The 15,612-nt window shown below is 66.1% G+C and carries 13 protein-coding genes; 12 read left to right on the top strand and 1 reads right to left on the bottom strand.

Going from position 1 to position 15,612, the window contains the following annotated elements:
• Positions 1 to 154: 154 nt before the first annotated feature.
• The 3 genes from CI41S_RS22680 (at position 155) to CI41S_RS22670 (ending at position 5,554) form a co-directional block, all read left to right on the top strand.
• A complete protein-coding gene (locus CI41S_RS22680) occupies positions 155 to 2,380 on the top strand; it encodes a marine proteobacterial sortase target protein (protein WP_430650043.1) in 2,226 nt (741 codons plus the stop codon).
• Positions 2,381 to 2,572: 192 nt separating this feature from the next.
• On the top strand, positions 2,573 to 3,163 hold the full coding sequence (locus CI41S_RS22675) for a class GN sortase (protein ID WP_139861651.1): 591 nt from the start codon (positions 2,573 to 2,575) through the stop codon (positions 3,161 to 3,163).
• 168 nt (positions 3,164 to 3,331) lie between these two features.
• Positions 3,332 to 5,554, top strand: a complete 2,223-nt coding sequence (locus CI41S_RS22670) for an acetate--CoA ligase family protein (RefSeq protein WP_139861650.1) — start codon at positions 3,332 to 3,334, stop codon at positions 5,552 to 5,554.
• 173 nt (positions 5,555 to 5,727) lie between these two features.
• Here the strand turns inward: CI41S_RS22670 and CI41S_RS22665 are convergent, their stop codons facing one another.
• Positions 5,728 to 6,489, bottom strand: coding sequence for a S1 family peptidase (locus CI41S_RS22665; RefSeq protein ID WP_139861649.1), 762 nt, complete (start codon positions 6,487 to 6,489; stop codon positions 5,728 to 5,730).
• Positions 6,490 to 6,928: 439 nt separating this feature from the next.
• On the opposite strand from CI41S_RS22665, the gene CI41S_RS22660 reads away from it, so the two are divergent.
• From CI41S_RS22660 to CI41S_RS22625, 9 genes are all read left to right on the top strand, one after another.
• Positions 6,929 to 7,603, top strand: coding sequence for a LuxR C-terminal-related transcriptional regulator (locus CI41S_RS22660; RefSeq protein WP_139861648.1), 675 nt, complete (start codon positions 6,929 to 6,931; stop codon positions 7,601 to 7,603).
• Positions 7,604 to 7,925: 322 nt separating this feature from the next.
• Entirely contained in the window at positions 7,926 to 10,388 is a 2,463-nt protein-coding gene (locus CI41S_RS22655; RefSeq protein WP_139861647.1) for a S8 family serine peptidase, read from the top strand.
• A 176-nt stretch (positions 10,389 to 10,564) separates the two neighbouring features.
• Positions 10,565 to 10,756: a hypothetical protein gene (locus tag CI41S_RS22650; RefSeq protein WP_139479797.1), complete on the top strand. Its 192-nt coding sequence runs from the start codon at positions 10,565 to 10,567 to the stop codon at positions 10,754 to 10,756.
• A 58-nt stretch (positions 10,757 to 10,814) separates the two neighbouring features.
• Positions 10,815 to 10,985: a hypothetical protein gene (locus CI41S_RS43610; protein ID WP_172626603.1), complete on the top strand. Its 171-nt coding sequence runs from the start codon at positions 10,815 to 10,817 to the stop codon at positions 10,983 to 10,985.
• A gap of 33 nt (positions 10,986 to 11,018) precedes the next feature.
• Positions 11,019 to 11,342, top strand: coding sequence for a hypothetical protein (locus CI41S_RS22645; protein WP_139861646.1), 324 nt, complete (start codon positions 11,019 to 11,021; stop codon positions 11,340 to 11,342).
• Between the two features lie 107 nt (positions 11,343 to 11,449).
• Entirely contained in the window at positions 11,450 to 12,136 is a 687-nt protein-coding gene (locus CI41S_RS22640; RefSeq protein ID WP_139861645.1) for a methyltransferase family protein, read from the top strand.
• A 239-nt stretch (positions 12,137 to 12,375) separates the two neighbouring features.
• A complete protein-coding gene (locus CI41S_RS22635; protein ID WP_172628142.1) occupies positions 12,376 to 13,008 on the top strand; it encodes an HAD-IA family hydrolase in 633 nt (210 codons plus the stop codon).
• Positions 13,009 to 13,250: 242 nt separating this feature from the next.
• A complete protein-coding gene (locus tag CI41S_RS22630) occupies positions 13,251 to 14,198 on the top strand; it encodes an AAA family ATPase (protein WP_139479801.1) in 948 nt (315 codons plus the stop codon).
• 6 nt (positions 14,199 to 14,204) lie between these two features.
• Positions 14,205 to 15,581, top strand: a complete 1,377-nt coding sequence (locus CI41S_RS22625; protein WP_139861643.1) for a vWA domain-containing protein — start codon at positions 14,205 to 14,207, stop codon at positions 15,579 to 15,581.
• Positions 15,582 to 15,612 lie beyond the last annotated feature (31 nt).

Here is a 15,612-nt window from a genome sequence, read left to right as displayed (position 1 = left end):
GCCGGGCGGCGGCCAATCATTGCCGATCATTCTGCTCGCGCCAAAACCGCCGCTCTCCATGATGGCGAAGCAGCGAAAACCTCGCTCGGGAGAGACGACGATGACGATTTACGACGTGAGTGAAGACAGCAGGCGGATGCGCCTGTCGCGCAGGATGCGCATCGCGCTGTTCTTCGTGGTGGAAGGTGTGGCCGCGCTAGCGATCGGCTTCGCGGCGCTGTTTCTGAGTTTCGAATCGGCGTGGTCGGCGGAGCAGCCGCGGCACGCAGTGCTGCGGCCGAGCGAGGCGCGTTCCGGCTCGCTGCTGCTGAAGACGGACGACGGCTATGCCGACGCGACGCGGCTCGGCATCGATGTCGATCTCACGGTGTCGGGGCCGACGATCCGCGCCCGCGTCACCCAGATCTTCCGCAACCCGACCAAGGACTGGATGGAAGCCACCTACGTCTACCCGCTGCCATCAGACGGCGCGGTCGACACGCTGAAGATGGTGGTCGGCGACCGCGTCGTGGTCGGCGACATCAAGGAGAAGCAGCAGGCCCGCGCGATCTACGAGCAGGCCAAGCAGAACGGCCAGAAGGCCGCGCTCACCGAGCAGGAGCGGCCGAACATTTTCACCAACTCGGTCGCCAATATCGGCCCCGGCGAAACCGTGCTGGTGCAGATCGAATATCAGGAGCCGGTGCAGCAGAGCGGCAACGAGTTCTCGCTGCGGGTGCCGATGGTGGTCGGCCCGCGCTGCAATCCGAGGCCGCTGGTGCAGAGCGTCGACCTCCGTGCCGACGGCGGCGGCTGGGGCGCCACCACGACCGATCCGGTGCCGGATCGCGATCGCATCACGCCGGAGGTGCTCGATCCCGCCGCGCATGCGCCGGTCAATCCGACCAACATCACGGTGCGCCTGAACGCCGGCTTTCCGCTCGGCGAGGTGAAGAGCCCCTTCCATCAGGTCAAGATCGAAGGCCCCGACAGCACGACGCGCATCGTCAAGCTGGCCGAAGGCCCGGTGCCCGCCGATCGCGATTTCGAGCTGACCTGGAAGCCGGCGGCCGAGAAGGCGCCGTCGGTCGGACTGTTCCGCGAGCATGTCGGCAATTCCGACTATCTCCTGGCCTTCGTCACCCCGCCCTCGGTCGAGCAGGCGCAACAGAAGCCGTTGCCCCGCGAGGTCGTGTTCGTGATCGACAATTCCGGCTCGATGGGCGGCACCTCGATCATCCAGGCCAAGGCGAGTCTCTTGTACGCGCTCGGCCGGCTGCAGCCGAGCGATCGCTTCAACGTGATCCGCTTCGACGACACCATGGACGTGCTGTTCCCGGCGCCGGTCGCGGCGACCAGCGGCAATATCGGCACCGCGACGTCGTTCGTCAGCGCGCTGCAGGCCCGCGGCGGCACCGAGATGATCCCGGCGATGCGCGCCGCGCTGTCGGACACCAACCGTGACGACGCCAGCTACGTCCGCCAGGTCGTGTTCCTGACCGACGGCGCCATCGGCAACGAGCAGCAGCTGTTCGAGACCATCAGCGCGGTGCGCGGCCGCTCCCGCGTCTTCATGGTCGGCATCGGCTCGGCGCCCAACACCTATCTGATGACGCGTGCGGCCGAGCTCGGCCGCGGCAGCTTCACCCATATCGGTTCGGTCGAGCAGGTCGACGAGCGGATGCGCGGCCTGTTCGCCAAGCTGGAGAATCCCGCCGTGACCGGGCTCTCGGCAAAGTTCTCCGACGCCAATGCCGATTTGACGCCTGCGGCGCTGCCCGACGTCTATCGCGACGAGCCGCTGGTGCTGGCCGCGAAGCTCGACAAGCTCGCCGGCGCGGTCGAGATCAAGGGCCACATCGGCGACCGTCCGTGGAGCGTGACCTTGCCGCTGGCCAACGCCGCCGAAGGCAAGGGCCTGTCAAAGCTGTGGGCGCGCCGCAAGATCGCGGACGCCGAGGTGGCGCGCACCACGCGGCAGGCGAGCCCCGAGGACGCCGACAAGACCATCCTGGCGCTGGCGCTGGAGCATCAGCTCGTCACACGGCTGACCAGCCTGGTTGCGGTCGACAAGACCCCGAGCCGTCCCGCGGGCGAGCCGCTGAAGCTCGCCGAGCTGCCGCTCAACCTGCCCGCCGGCTGGGACTTTGCAAAAGTTCTCGGCGAGCGTCCGCGCCTGCCGGCCGCGACAGGCGAGCGCCGCGCCGACGCAGGTGATGCAAAGGTCCAGGTCGCCGCGCTGAAGCGGTCGCCGGTGGCGACGCGGGCTCCGGCCGCCACGGTGCAGCTGCCGAAGACGGCGACCGATGCCGAATTGAAGATGCTCGCGGGCGTGATCCTGCTCACGGTCAGCCTGTTGCTTCTGGTGTTCAACCGACGTCAGACGTCGTCCCCCCGTTGACGTCGGATGAAAGGAGGAGGTGCCCCCCGACCTCCTCTTTCAAGAGCGCGCGCGGCCTCCCACCCGTCCCCCAAGGGCCGCGCGCGCATTTTTCCACCGGCCGTCATTGCGAGCGAAGCGAAGCAATCCATGGTTCCGCATGTGCCGCACGATGGATTGCTTCGCTTCGCTCGCAATGACGGGAGAACAAGAATGCCCCGCCTCCTTCCCGCCCTCGTCTTCGCCCTGATCGGCCTGATCCTGTTCGGCCAGGGCGCCTACATCCACGCCAAGGCGTTGCTGGCGCAGGTGCTGCTGCAGCGCGCTTTCACGCGGACCATCGCCACCAGACATCCGGTAAAACCGTGGAGCTGGGCCGATACCTGGCCGGTGGCGCGGATCGAGGTGAAGCGGCTGCAGGCGTCCGCGATCGTGCTCGCCGGCAGCAGCGGCCAGGCGCTGGCGTTCGGCCCCGGCCATGTCGAACAGACCGTGGATGCCGGCGAGCGTGGCGTCGCGGTGTACTCCGCGCATCGCGACACCCATTTCCGCTTCCTCAAGGACGTCGCTGTTGGCGACGAGATCGATGTCACCCGAAGCGACGGCAGGACGTTCCGCTACCGGGCCGATCGCTCTTCGATCGTCCGCTTCGATCAGTCCGGCATCGATCCGCTGACCGACCAGTATGAGCTGGTGCTGTCGACCTGCTGGCCGTTCGATGCGGTGACATCGGGGCCGGAGCGCTATCTGCTGCACGCCACCCTGATCGAATCGGATTCGCCCCCGTCCCAACCGGGTTCCTGATCGATGAATTTTGCGTGTGCCGGGATATCGCGCGCGATGCCCTGACTTGCGCCAGCGTGAGTTGCCTCCCTCTTTTCCTCGCCATAAAAACAATGAAAAATCGCGGCCTGCGGTGATCCACCGCCGGCCTCAAGGAAACGACGACAACAAGGGTAAGGGCAAGGCTCCATGGAAGCGCTCGCAAGCACCGCGTCTCATCCGTCCCTCAAATGGACGCCGTCCGACGACGCCAGCGACATCGTCAAGAGCATTCATGCGATGCTGCACCCGCGCAACATCGTGCTGGTCGGCGCCACCGACAAGCCCGGCAACTACGCCGAACGGATCTGGAACAACCTGATCAAGTACCAATATGCCGGCGGGCTGTTTCCGATCAATTCCAAGCGCGAGACGATCTGGGGCGTCACCTGCTACAAGGATTTTGCCAGCCTGCCCGAACGGCCCGACCACGTGCTGGTGCTGGTGCCGGCGCGCTTCGCCGTGCAGGTGGTGCGCGATGCGGCCGCGGCCGGTGCGCGCTCGGCGACCATCGTCACCTCGGGCTTCAGCGAGTTGCAGGACGAGGAGAGCCAGCGGCTCGCGGTCGAATTGAAGCAGGCGATCAAGGAGACCGGGCTTGCGGTCACCGGCCCGAACTGCCTCGGTAACTTAAGCGCCGGCGAGAACCTGTTCACCAATATCGACGACCGCATCGTCACTATGGAGCAGGGCGCGGTCGCGATCGCCGGGCAGTCCGGCGCCATCGTGATGGCGATCCGCCAGGCGCTGGAGGATCGCGGCGTCGGCGTCGGTTACATGGTCACCACCGGCAACGAGTCCGGGCTCGAGACGCCGGACCTGATGAGCTATTTCGCCGCCGATCCAAGCATCCGCGTCATCGTGGTCTATCTCGAAGGCGTCCGGAACACGAAAGGGTTTCGCGACGCCTGCAAGGCCGCGCGCGCCGCCGGCAAGCCGGTGATCGCGCTGAAACTCGGCGCCTCCGAGGGCGGCCGTGCGGCGGCGATGGCGCATACCGGCGCGCTCGCCGGCTCGATCGAGACCTTTGATGCGATCTCGACCCGCGAGGGCGTGATCCGCGTTCGCGGGCTGGATGAGCTGATCGAAACCACGGAATGCTTCGTTCACGCCGATCCGCCGAAGGGCAACCGGCTCGCCGCGGTGTCGCTGTCCGGCGGCAAGCGCGGCCTCCTGATCGATGCGTTCTATTCCGCCGGGCTGAATTTTGCGCCGCTGAGCGCGAATGCATCCGAGCAACTGGCGCAGATGCTCGGGCCCGGCAGCATCGTCGGCAACCCGCTCGATGCCGGCTTCGCCGCGGTGGTCGATCCCTCCGTCTACATGAAGTCGATCAAGATCATGATCGACGATCCCGACACCGACGTCGTCATCATCGATTCCGAGCTGCCGAAAGCGCCGCACGAGATGCGCGAGCGCAATTTGCGCATCGTCAACGAGATGGCGGGCCAGGCCAACAAGCCGGTGATCTATATCAGCGCGATGTCGATCGGCTTCACCGAGTTCACCAAGGGGCTGCGCAAGACCCTGCCGAACGTCGCGGTGATGCAGGGCCTCGACCGCGCCGTCGGCGCGATCAAGTCGCTGATCGAATATGCCGGCCTGCGCAAGGAGGTGCCCGACATCGTCTCGAGCTCGAAGGCCTCGGCGCGCGCCGTGCTGGAAAAGACGCTGAAGGCCGCCAATGGCGCTGCCGCGCTCGACGAGGTCGCCTCGAAGGCGCTGCTCAAGGCCTACGGCATTCCGATCTCGAAGGAAGCCGTCGCGCAGACCGCGGCCGAGGCGGTCAAGATCGCCAAGCAGATCGGCTTCCCGGTGGTGGCAAAAGTGGTCAGCCCCGACATCCTGCACAAATCCGACATCGGCGGCGTGGTGCTCAACCTCGGCAATGCGGCGGAGGTGAAGCAGGCCTTCAACGACATCACCGCGCGGGTGAAGAAGCTGAAGGGCAAGCCGAAGCTCGAGGGCATTTTGATCGCGCAGCAGGTCAAGGCCGATCTCGAGCTTGTGGTCGGCGCCTCGCTCGACGCCGAGATGGGGCCCGTGGTGCTGTTCGGCACCGGCGGCGTCGACATCGAACTGATGAAGGATGTTGCGCTGGCCGGCGCACCGCTCGATGCCGCCGAGGCGAAACACCTGATCGCCAGGACCAAGGCCGGCGTCAAGCTGAAGGGCTATCGCGGCAAGCCGGCGCTGCACGAGCCGTCGGCGGTAAAGGCGCTGGTCGGCCTCTCCAATTTGATGGCGGACGCCGCCGGCCGCATCGCCTCTGTTGACGTCAACCCGTTCCTGATCAACAGCAAGCTCGGCGTCGCGGTGGATGGCCTGATCGTGCTGAACAACGCCGCCGCGAGCAAGGCCGCGGGGCATTAAGTTCACTCTGCGGCACTCCCGCCCCGTCGTCCTTCTCCCGCCCCGTCATCCTGAGGTGCTCGCCTCTTCGGCGAGCCTCGAAGGATGCACGGCCCGACTGTGGCCGATTCATCCTTCAAGGCTCGCAAGAGCTCGCACCTCAGGATGACGGAATGAAGAGCGCGCAAGCAGCGCTAAAAACTCGCGCCCCATTGCCGCGCGGTCTGCATCACCCAGTCGCGGTACAGCGTCAGCGGCGTGACGCCGGTGATGCCGCCGCAGCCGGCGGCGCCGTTCGGCCCGGTCGACCAGCTCACCACCCCGACGATCACAGGCCCGCCCTGCTTGTCCTCGAACACAGGCGCGCCGGAATCGCCGGTGCAGGCCCCGAGCCCGTCGCGCGCGCCCTGCCCGACCGGATCGACCAGGCGGATCTGCAAGGTGCCGGGCTTGCCGGTCGCGATAAGGCCGGCGACGCGGATGGTGCCGCCGCTCTTGCCGTCGCCGCGCACGGTGACGCCGACGCCGGCGATGGTGAAGCGGCCGCCGACCCGGATCGGGATGGTGGGCGCGCCGAGCACCGCCTGCGCCTTGCCCGCGGCGGGCGCGGCAAGCTGCAGCAGCGCGACATCGGCGGTCGCGACATGATTGACTATGGCCTGCATCTTGAACGCGGGATGGATCGCGACCGCCTTGACGTCCTGCAGCTTCGGCTGCCGGTCCGCGCCATACTCGACGATCTTGTAGTCGGCGCCGGGCTGCACGCAATGCGCCGCGGTCAGCACCACCTTCGGCGCAATCATCGCGCCGGTGCAGAAATTGCCGCGCGAGCCGACGATGGTGACTATGGTGCGCGCAACGCCGTCGGCCTGCGGCGCACCGCCACCGACGATGGCGAGCGCCGGCGTTGCCAGCAGCAGGGTCAGAAGGCCTGTCGTTCGAATCAAACCCGTCATGGAACCCTGTTGATCTGCACCGAAACCAGGCACATCCGAGGCGCGGCATTGCGTCGCCCGCGCGTTGCTTCGAAGCAGGCGCGACGTGTACAGAGCATCCGCGATTGCGCGCGTCAATTGTCTAAATATCGAGACGTCGGCGACTACGCTGTTGAAGTCATCACCAAATCCCGCGCGCCGCTTCGCACGGCCTCACTCCGTATCGCCGTCTGCATTGCCGACATACGGCAAAGCCAATCCTGCGCTGCGCGATCCCGGCGACGGCGGAATGTGAACTGTGTCTCTTGATCCTGCACGCGCTACAGCCGTAATTTTGACCTGATGATTATGCAACCTCTGGCAGCATTCCGCATACTTACCTTCATGACTTTCTGGATGTCGGCGCCGTTGCGCTTGGTACGGCTTTCACTCCGCCATTTTGTTGAGTTCGAGGATAATCATGAGGATCGCGGTCGTTACGCCGATCAGGCTGTTCAGCGAAGGGCTGACCTCAAGCTTCCAGAATCACGCCGAATTTTTAGTTCAGGCGACGGTTCCCGATCTTGCCGGCCTGCGCGAAACCCTCGAGACCAGTTGCGTGAACGTCATTCTCATCGATGTCACACAAGGCATCGATCTCGAGGAAGTGCGCGTGATTGCCAGCGAACATGCCGATGTCGCGCTGGTGGCGCTTGGCCTCAACGAGGACCGGCGCGACGTGGTTCGCTGCGGCCGGGCCGGATTCAGCGGCTATATTTCCCGCAACGCCAGCTTCGATGAACTCTGCCGCGCGCTGTCGGACGTTGCATCAGGCCGGCTCGCCTGCAGCGCCGAGATTTCCGGCGGCCTGCTGCGCGCGCTGTTTTGCATGGAACGTCAGACCGATACGATCGAGGCGGACCAGGGACTGACGCGCCGCGAGGGCGAGGTTCTCAGGCTGATCGGACAGGGCCTGTCGAACAAGGAGATCGCGCGCGATCTCAATCTGAGCCTTGCGACCGTCAAGCATCACGTCCATCACATCCTGCAGAAGCTCGGCCTGCCGCGCCGTGCGCAGGCGATGCGACGGGTGCGCGAAGCGCCGTGGATCGCGTCGTTCCCGCCGAACGTCGATCGGCGCCGCGAACTGGACTGACGGCAACATCCCGAATTCCGAGTTCGGCTGATCGCGGCCGAGTTCGCGCGCAAGGACGCGGCGCATCGCGGCGCGCGGAAATCGATCCCGACTAAATCTTTTGATCGATCCTTGGGTGCACACGATCGATCTCACCGATCGATCCGATCCGCACGTTGCGCTCGATCCTTTCTGAGCCACCGCGGCGAATAGGCCTTTCACCTCGCACCTGTCACAACAACGCCGATGCACGGGCACGTGCTCGTTCGCAGCGTGAGTGCAGATTGCCGCGACATACGAATCGGCTGCCGATATTGGCGGCAGGCCGGTCGGGATATATTGCATGAATCCTGTTGCCGACATCGCTGGTCTGTCTGCCTTGTGGCAGCGCGCGTCGGGCGGCGACCCCGCGGTGAGGATCGCGATCATCGACGGGCCGGTCGATCTCAATCATCCTTCGCTCAGCCAGGCCCACGTCGCAATGGGCGGCCATTTCGTCGCGCCGTCCGCATCGCCCATCCAGTCCGAGCACGGCACGCATGTCACGAGCGTTCTGATGGGCACGCCCGGCAGCCCGGTGCTCGGTGTGGCGCCGAATTGCAGCGCGACCGTGTTCTCGATCTATCGCGAGAATGCGGCCGGCCAGATCGAGCCGTCGTCGCAAAGCACATTGGCGCTTGCGATCAACCAGGCGCTCGCCGCCGGCGCTGACGTCATCAACATCTCGAGCGGCCAGCAATCCGCGACGGGTCAGGCCGATCGCATTCTCGTCGACGCGGTCCGCGCCTGCGAGCGCGCCGGCAGACTTATCGTCGCCGCCGCCGGCAATGACGGCTGCCGCTGCGTGCAGGTGCCGGGCAGCCTCGGCTCGGTGCTTGCCGTCGGCGCCTGCGATCTCGCCGGCAATCCGCTGCCGTTCAGCAATTTCGGCGATGCCTATCTCGAGAACGGCCTCCTCGCGCCGGGCGAGAACGTCGCCGGCGCCTCGCCGGTGCGCAATGTCAGCTTGCGCTCGGGAACGAGCTTCGCGGCACCGATCGTCACCGGCGTCGTCGCCCTGCTGCTCTCATGCCTGCGCCGCAGCGGGCGCAAGGCCGATCCGCAAGCCGTCCGCGCTGCGCTGCTGGAGAGCGCGGCGCCCTGCCGCAACGAAGGCAGCGCCACGCGCTGCCTTGCCGGACGTCTCGATATTCCCGCGGCTGTCGCCGCCCTGCTTGGCGAGCGGGCGGACGCCGTCATGCCGTCGGGTGCCACGGCCGCGCCTCCTCGTTTCTGGGGAGTGTCCGCGCGCCCTTTCGTCCAACCGTCATCCGCCGCTCAGCCAACTGCAACCAGAGAGGGTTCCATGGGAGATCTATCAGCGACATCTGCACCATCGGCTCCGCGCATTTACGGGCCGGACGGCTCGGTCCTGCGAAGCAGCGCCGCAGTCATGCCAAGCGAGGCCCAGCCGGCCGCAGCGCCGGCACCGGTGGCCGTAGCGGCTCCCGTTGAGCAAGGCGCCATCGCCGCACCGATCGCGGCGCCCGCGCCCTATGCCTATCACGCCCCGCATGCCGGCGGCGACATGGTGTGGATGCCGACACCGGCGCCGCAAATGGCAATGCCGCCAATGATGATGCCGCAGATGATGCCACAGATGGTGATGCCGGCGCCCGGCATGGCCCCGCAAGCCTGGCTGCAGCCGCAGCAGCTTCCCGCGCTGATGCCGAACAACGCGTTTCCCGTCGCGACGCCTCAGGCACTGCCGATGTACGAAGCACCTGCGGTCCGGACCAGCGCGAAGAGCTGCGGCTGCGGCGGCGGTCTGCGCCCGCAGAGCGCCGCGGCCGAATCCACCGGCCAGCTCGCCTTCCCGATCGGCAGGCTGTTCTACGATTTCGGCAAGGAAGCCCGCCTCGACTACTTCGTGCAGGCGATCGCCGGCTGGCGCGACAGCCTGATCGGACGCGGCGATCCGATGTTCGGACCGGACCGCGATCGTTCCGGCGACACCTCGGCGCCGTACAATCCGGCGATCATGGCGCGCTATCTGCTGAACCAGCCCGAGGGCGAGGCACAGACGCCCACTGGCCTCGGCAACAACTTCCCGGACGCCGACGCCATCATCTGGACGCTGACGATCGATTCGATCCCGATCTATGCGGTCAAGCCGCTCGATGTCTTCGGCCTCGGGTTCTTCGTCGCCCTGATCCTGGCGCTCTGGCATCAGGAAGTCTCGCACGAGGATCCCGCCACCACGCGGACCGTGGTGCCGCTGGCGCGCACCGGCGACGACACGCCGCCGTCACCGTCCGCGTTCCCGGGGCGCGGCGGCGTTGCCCGGGTCTCGATGGCCGGCTGGGTCGACAGCGCCGACACGACCAAGCTGCTGAACGGGACCGTGGTGCCGACGCTGGTGACCGACTGGCGCGGCTTCTACCAGTGGGATCTGTACACGCTGTTCGGACCCGACCCCGACAACTGGCCCGCAGGCGCCGAGGGCTTCCTCGAGCGGATCTACAACGAGTTCCGCAATGTCGGCCTCTCGCCGCAGGACCGCGCGCTGAACTATTCGGCGATGAATGCCTACAACACGCGAAAAATCTTCGCCGACGTCGCCAAGAAGGGCCTGCGGCTCGACTCCGTCGAAGTCGACAAGAGCGTGATCTGCCGCCCGGAGTCGATCTGTCACGACGTCACCTACCGCTTCTTCAATCCGACGCAGGTCCTGACCCAGGCGCGCGAGGTCTATCAGTACACGATCGACGTGAGCGACGTGGTGCCGGTTGCGGTCGGACCGCTGCGGCAGTGGCAGGTCTATTGACGCGATTGCTCCTCTGCGTCCGGAGGAGATCAGAACGTGGCGCGAATTGGCGTCACGTGGTCCAGGGGATCGACCCGATGTGAGCGATCCCCTGGGCGACGTCCAGCGACGGCTGCCCCGGTCGGTGCCCACCTCCCGTAGCTGCCGTCAATTCAAACCGTAAGAAGGAGCTGAACATGTACGCAAGGAACGACTTTGAGACTTTCGGCAGCGTGCGTAGCCCGATCCAGTGTGAGGGCATCGAGCGCGGTCCGAAGCGGATTACCGACGTGGCGACCAACGGGTCGGTCAACCCGCAGGGCTGGCAGGACATCCTCGGTGGGGTCGTGCACGCCCTGCCCGGCGTCCTCGGCGCATTCGGTATCTGATCCGCCAACTCCCGGGGCCCGGCGCTGTCGGGCCCCACCTTTGCCAGAGGAGATCGACATGATGCAGAAATCCACCGCGCGCAGCCCGCAGCAGAACGGCCGCCCGATTCAACCGCCCGACAAGATCGTGGTATCGTCGGTCGTGAGCCACGCCTCGCTGCTCGCGGCGATCAGCGACCGCAACCCGATCATCGCCAATCGCACGACGTCCGACGAGGACGCGTCCTGACGTCGTCATCACCCAACCTATGGAGTCGATGCCATGGCAAAATCGCCCCGCAAATCCGGATCCGACGGCGCACCGCCGCCAGCCGCGACGGAATCGGCCTCAAGCTATGCCGAGGCACGGCGCCCGATGGAGGCCGCCTATGTGGCCCGCCCGCAGGCCGCCACCAGTGTTCCCGCGACCGCGTCGCTCTACATGGCGCCGCCGCAGACCGGCGGCGCTCCGCAGCAATTGCGCCACGACGGATCGCCACATGCGGAAGCGCGGCTCAACACCGCGATGCGGATCCTGCTCGATCCGGTGGCCCGCGGGCTTGCGAGCAAAGTCTATTCCGGACAGGCGCGAAACTGGTCGCGCTGAACGCGATCCGCTGCGCACGCACGTGCGAAAACGGTGAAGCGGCTCCACAGGCAGCAATGGCCGCCGGATCCGGCGGCGGCCGTTGCCGTTCATCGAGGATGCGAGACATGGACCCAAGCGATCATCCCTGCCGCCCGAATCTCCTCCGCGCCGCGGGCTCGTTCGCGGGGCTCGCGGCGCTGCTTTTCCTCGCCGCAGGCACCGTGCGGTGGGCTGGCGGCTGGGTCTTCCTGCTCGAGATCGCGATCGGCGGACTGCTCACCGAGGCCTGGCTTGCCAAGCACGATCCGGCGCTGCTGGCCGAGCGGCGCACATCGCGCGGCCAGGCTGGATGGGATCGCGTCATCACCTCGATGATGCCGCTGCTGTGGCTCGCCTGGTTGCCGCTGATGGCGCTCGACGCGGCACGCTACCAGACATCGTTCGTCCCCGGCTCCGTGCAATGCGCCGGCGCGCTGATGATCGCGGCGTCGTTCATCATCGTCTACCGGACCTATCGGGAAAACAGCTACGCCGCGCCGGTCGTGAAGATCCAGCGCGAGCGCGGACATGCTGCGGTGACCACGGGGCCCTACGCCTATGTCCGGCACCCGATCTACGCCGGCGGCCTTTTGACCTATGTCGGTACGCCGCTGTTGCTCGGCTCCTGGTATGGCCTTGCCATCGTGCCTGTCATGGCGGCGCTGCTCGGCCTGCGGTCGATGATGGAGGAGCGGATGCTCACCGCCGAGCTCGACGGCTATGCCGACTACCTTGCGCGGGTGCGCTACCGGCTGGTGCCGATGGTCTGGTAAGCCCGTTCCGCGTGACGGAGTTTGCCGCAGAATGCAGCATGATCCGGAACAGTGCGAAGCGGTTTTCCGAAAAGATCATGCTCAATCAAAGCGCTAAAGCACGATGACGATTCGACCAATCTCATCGCGCTTTGGCGGCTTGCCTGATTGGCTGCAATTCCAATAAGAAGGCGGGACGCGCGCCCTGTCTCCGTGAGCAGCCGAGGCGATGCCACCGCTTTGCAACGGGCAGGATTTTGATGATCGAGGCAGTGATCTGGGATTTTGGCGGCGTCTTGACCACCTCGCCGTTCGAGGCGTTCATGCGCTACGAGACCGAGCGCGGCCTGCCCGCCGACATCATCCGCCGCACCAACGCCGCCAACCATCTCGAAAACGCCTGGGCGAAATTCGAGCGTGCCGAGATCGATATCGACGCCTTCGACGAGCTGTTCGCCGCGGAATCGAAGGCGCTCGGCGCCGAAATCCGCGGCAAGGACGTGCTGCCGCTGCTGTCCGGCGATCTGCGCCCCGAGATGGTGGAAGCGCTGAAGCGGATCAAGGCGACCTGCAAGACCGGCTGCATCACCAACAATCTGCCGGCCAACGCAATCGGCAGCCGCAGCGGCCGCACGCTCTATGTCGCCGAGGTGATGGCGCTGTTCGACCACGTGATCGAGTCGGCCAAGATCGGCTTGCGCAAGCCCGACCCGCGCATCTACCGGATGATGGTGGAGACGCTGGGCGTGAATCCGAAGCACTGCGTCTATCTCGACGATCTCGGCGTCAACCTGAAGCCGGCGCGCGAGATGGGCATGACCACGATCAAGGTGCTGAACGCCGCACAGGCGATCGGTGAGCTCGAGGCCGCGACCGGGCTGAAGCTGAGATAAGGCCCGCTTCGTCGTTTCGTAGCCCGGATGGAGCGGAGCGCAATCCGGGGAAGTCTCTCCGCGGATGGTCTGTCCCGGATTACGCTGCGCTCCATCCGGGCTACGGGCTAGCCACTTCCGCTCGGCGGAATACCCCCGAACCATGCGCTAAGCCGATGGCTTTGCGGGCCAAACGAGCCTTGTGCTTTGCCCGCAACGGGCGCAGAACAGGTCTGAATAAGGCAAATTCGGAGCTGATCCTCGTGGCTGACACCAGGCCCACCGCCTCGATCGAGGCCGTGGAAAGCGGCCTTGCCGCGCAAGGCTATATTGCGAGCCGGCAGATCGCGACCGCGGTCTACCTGTCGCAGCAGATCGACAAGCCGATCCTGGTCGAGGGTCCCGCCGGCGTCGGCAAGACCGAGCTCGCGAAGGCGATCGCCGCCTGGCGCGGCATGAAGATGATCCGCCTGCAATGCTACGAAGGCCTCGACGAAGCCAAGGCGCTGTATGAGTGGAAGTATGCAAAGCAGCTGCTCTACACCCAGATCCTGAAGGATAAGCTCGGCGAAGTGCTCGGCGGCGCGCAGACGTTAGGCGCCGCGCTCGACCAGTTGCACACATTCGGCGACGTGTTCTTCTCCAAGGAGTTCGTCGAGCCGCGGCCGCTGCTGCAGGCGCTGGAGCAGCCCAATGGCTGCGTGCTCTTGATCGACGAGATCGACAAGTCGGACGCCGAGTTCGAATCGCTGCTGCTGGAAATCCTCTCCGACTTCCAGGTCACCATCCCCGAACTCGGCACCGTCGCCGCAGTGGCGCCGCCGACCGTGATCCTGACCTCGAACAGCGAGCGCGACCTCGGCGACGCCCTGAAGCGGCGCTGCCTGCATCTGCATATCGGCTTCCCCGAGCAGCGGCTGGAAGAGCGCATCGTCGAGAGCCGGGTGCCCGGCATCTCGCAGACCTTGCGCAAGCAGATGGTCGGCTTCATCCACGAGATCCGCTCGCTCGATCTGAAGAAGCTGCCGTCGGTGAGCGAGGCGATCGACTGGGCGCGTGTGCTGGTGCTGCTGCAGGCGAGCGAACTCGACCACGAGATCGTCAGGGACACGCTCAACGTGCTGTTGAAATACGAGGCTGACATCGAGGCCGCGACGCCGCAGATCTCCGCCTTCATCGCCAAGGCGTCGCGCCAGGGCGTTTTTAGCTAGAGCAACATGCGCGAGAACCTGCATCGCTTCTTTCGTGCGGCGCGGGGAGCCGGGGTCCGGGTCTCGCCCGCGGAAAGCATCGATGCGATGCGCGCGGTCGCCCAGGTCGGCTTTGCCGACCGCGCCGTGCTGCGCGACACGTTTCTGTTGACGCTGGCCAAGACCCAGGACGAGAAGCGCGCGCTCGGCGACTGCTTCGACCTGTTCTTCAGCCAGCCCGAGCCGCAGCAGGAGACCTCGGAGCAGCAGAAAGCGGACGACCAGAACCAGTCGGGCGGCAATCCGCAAGCCGACGGCCATGGCGACAGCTCCGGCGGCGCGGAGAGCGAGAACGTCGGGCCGCTGGCGCAGATGCTGCTGTCGCAGGACCGCACCGCGATCTCGACCGCGATCGCCAACGCCTCGGGCGCGGCGTCATTGTCAGACATCCGCTACTTCACCCAGCGCGGCATCTTCCTGACCCGCATCCTCGACGCGATGGGCATCCAGCGCCTGCGCGACGACATCGACAATATGACCGCGCGCAACCCGGCGGTCGCCGAGCGGCTGCAGGACGCGCTCACCGGCCTGCGCGGCACCGTCCGCGACGCCGTCTCGCAAGCCTTGCTGCTGTACGGGCGCGAGGAAACCGAGAACCTGCGCAACGAGATTTTGCGCAATGCGCCGCTGGCCCGAATCGAGCCGCGCCAGGTCGAGCAGATGCGGAGCCTGATCCGCCAGATCGCGCGCCGCCTGCGCGAGCGCTATTCGAAGCCGCGCAAGCGCCAGCGCCGCGGCCATCTCGACGTCCGCCGTACGCTCAGGCGCAACGCGGCCTGGGGCGGCGTGCCGTTCCTCACCGCCTGGAAGCGCAAGCATCGCGACCGGCCGAAGATCGTGGCGCTGTGCGACGTCTCGGGCTCGGTCGCCCGCGTCTCGGATTTCTTCCTGCTCTTGATCCACAGCCTGCACGAGGTGGTCGACGACGTCCGCTCGTTCGCCTTCTCCGGCCATCTGATCGAGGTCAGCGACATCCTCGCGAAGAAATCGCCGGAGGAGGCGATGAAGGAAATCATGTCCAAGGTCGGCTTCGGCTCGTCCGACTACGGCAACTCGTTCGCCGATTTCGAGCATGAGTGGATGAACACGATCACGCCGCAGACCACCGTGATCGTGCTCGGCGACGCCCGCAGCAACAATCTCGATCCGCGCGCCGACATTTTGCGCCGGATCGACGAACGCTCGAAGCGGCTGGTGTGGCTCAACCCCGAGGGCCGCATGACCTGGGGCTTTGGCGATTCCGAGATGCCGCGCTACGCGACCTTCTGCACCGTGGTGCGCCAATGCGCCACCGCCAAGCAGCTCGAGCGCGCGGTGTCGGACATCGTCGCGACGTATCAGTGATCTAGAGCGGGATGAAGTTAGGTTGAATCGG

The sequence above is a fragment of the Bradyrhizobium ivorense genome (assembly GCF_900696085.1).
Taxonomy (GTDB): domain Bacteria; phylum Pseudomonadota; class Alphaproteobacteria; order Rhizobiales; family Xanthobacteraceae; genus Bradyrhizobium; species Bradyrhizobium ivorense.
This window is presented reverse-complemented; position numbering and strand designations above follow the sequence as displayed.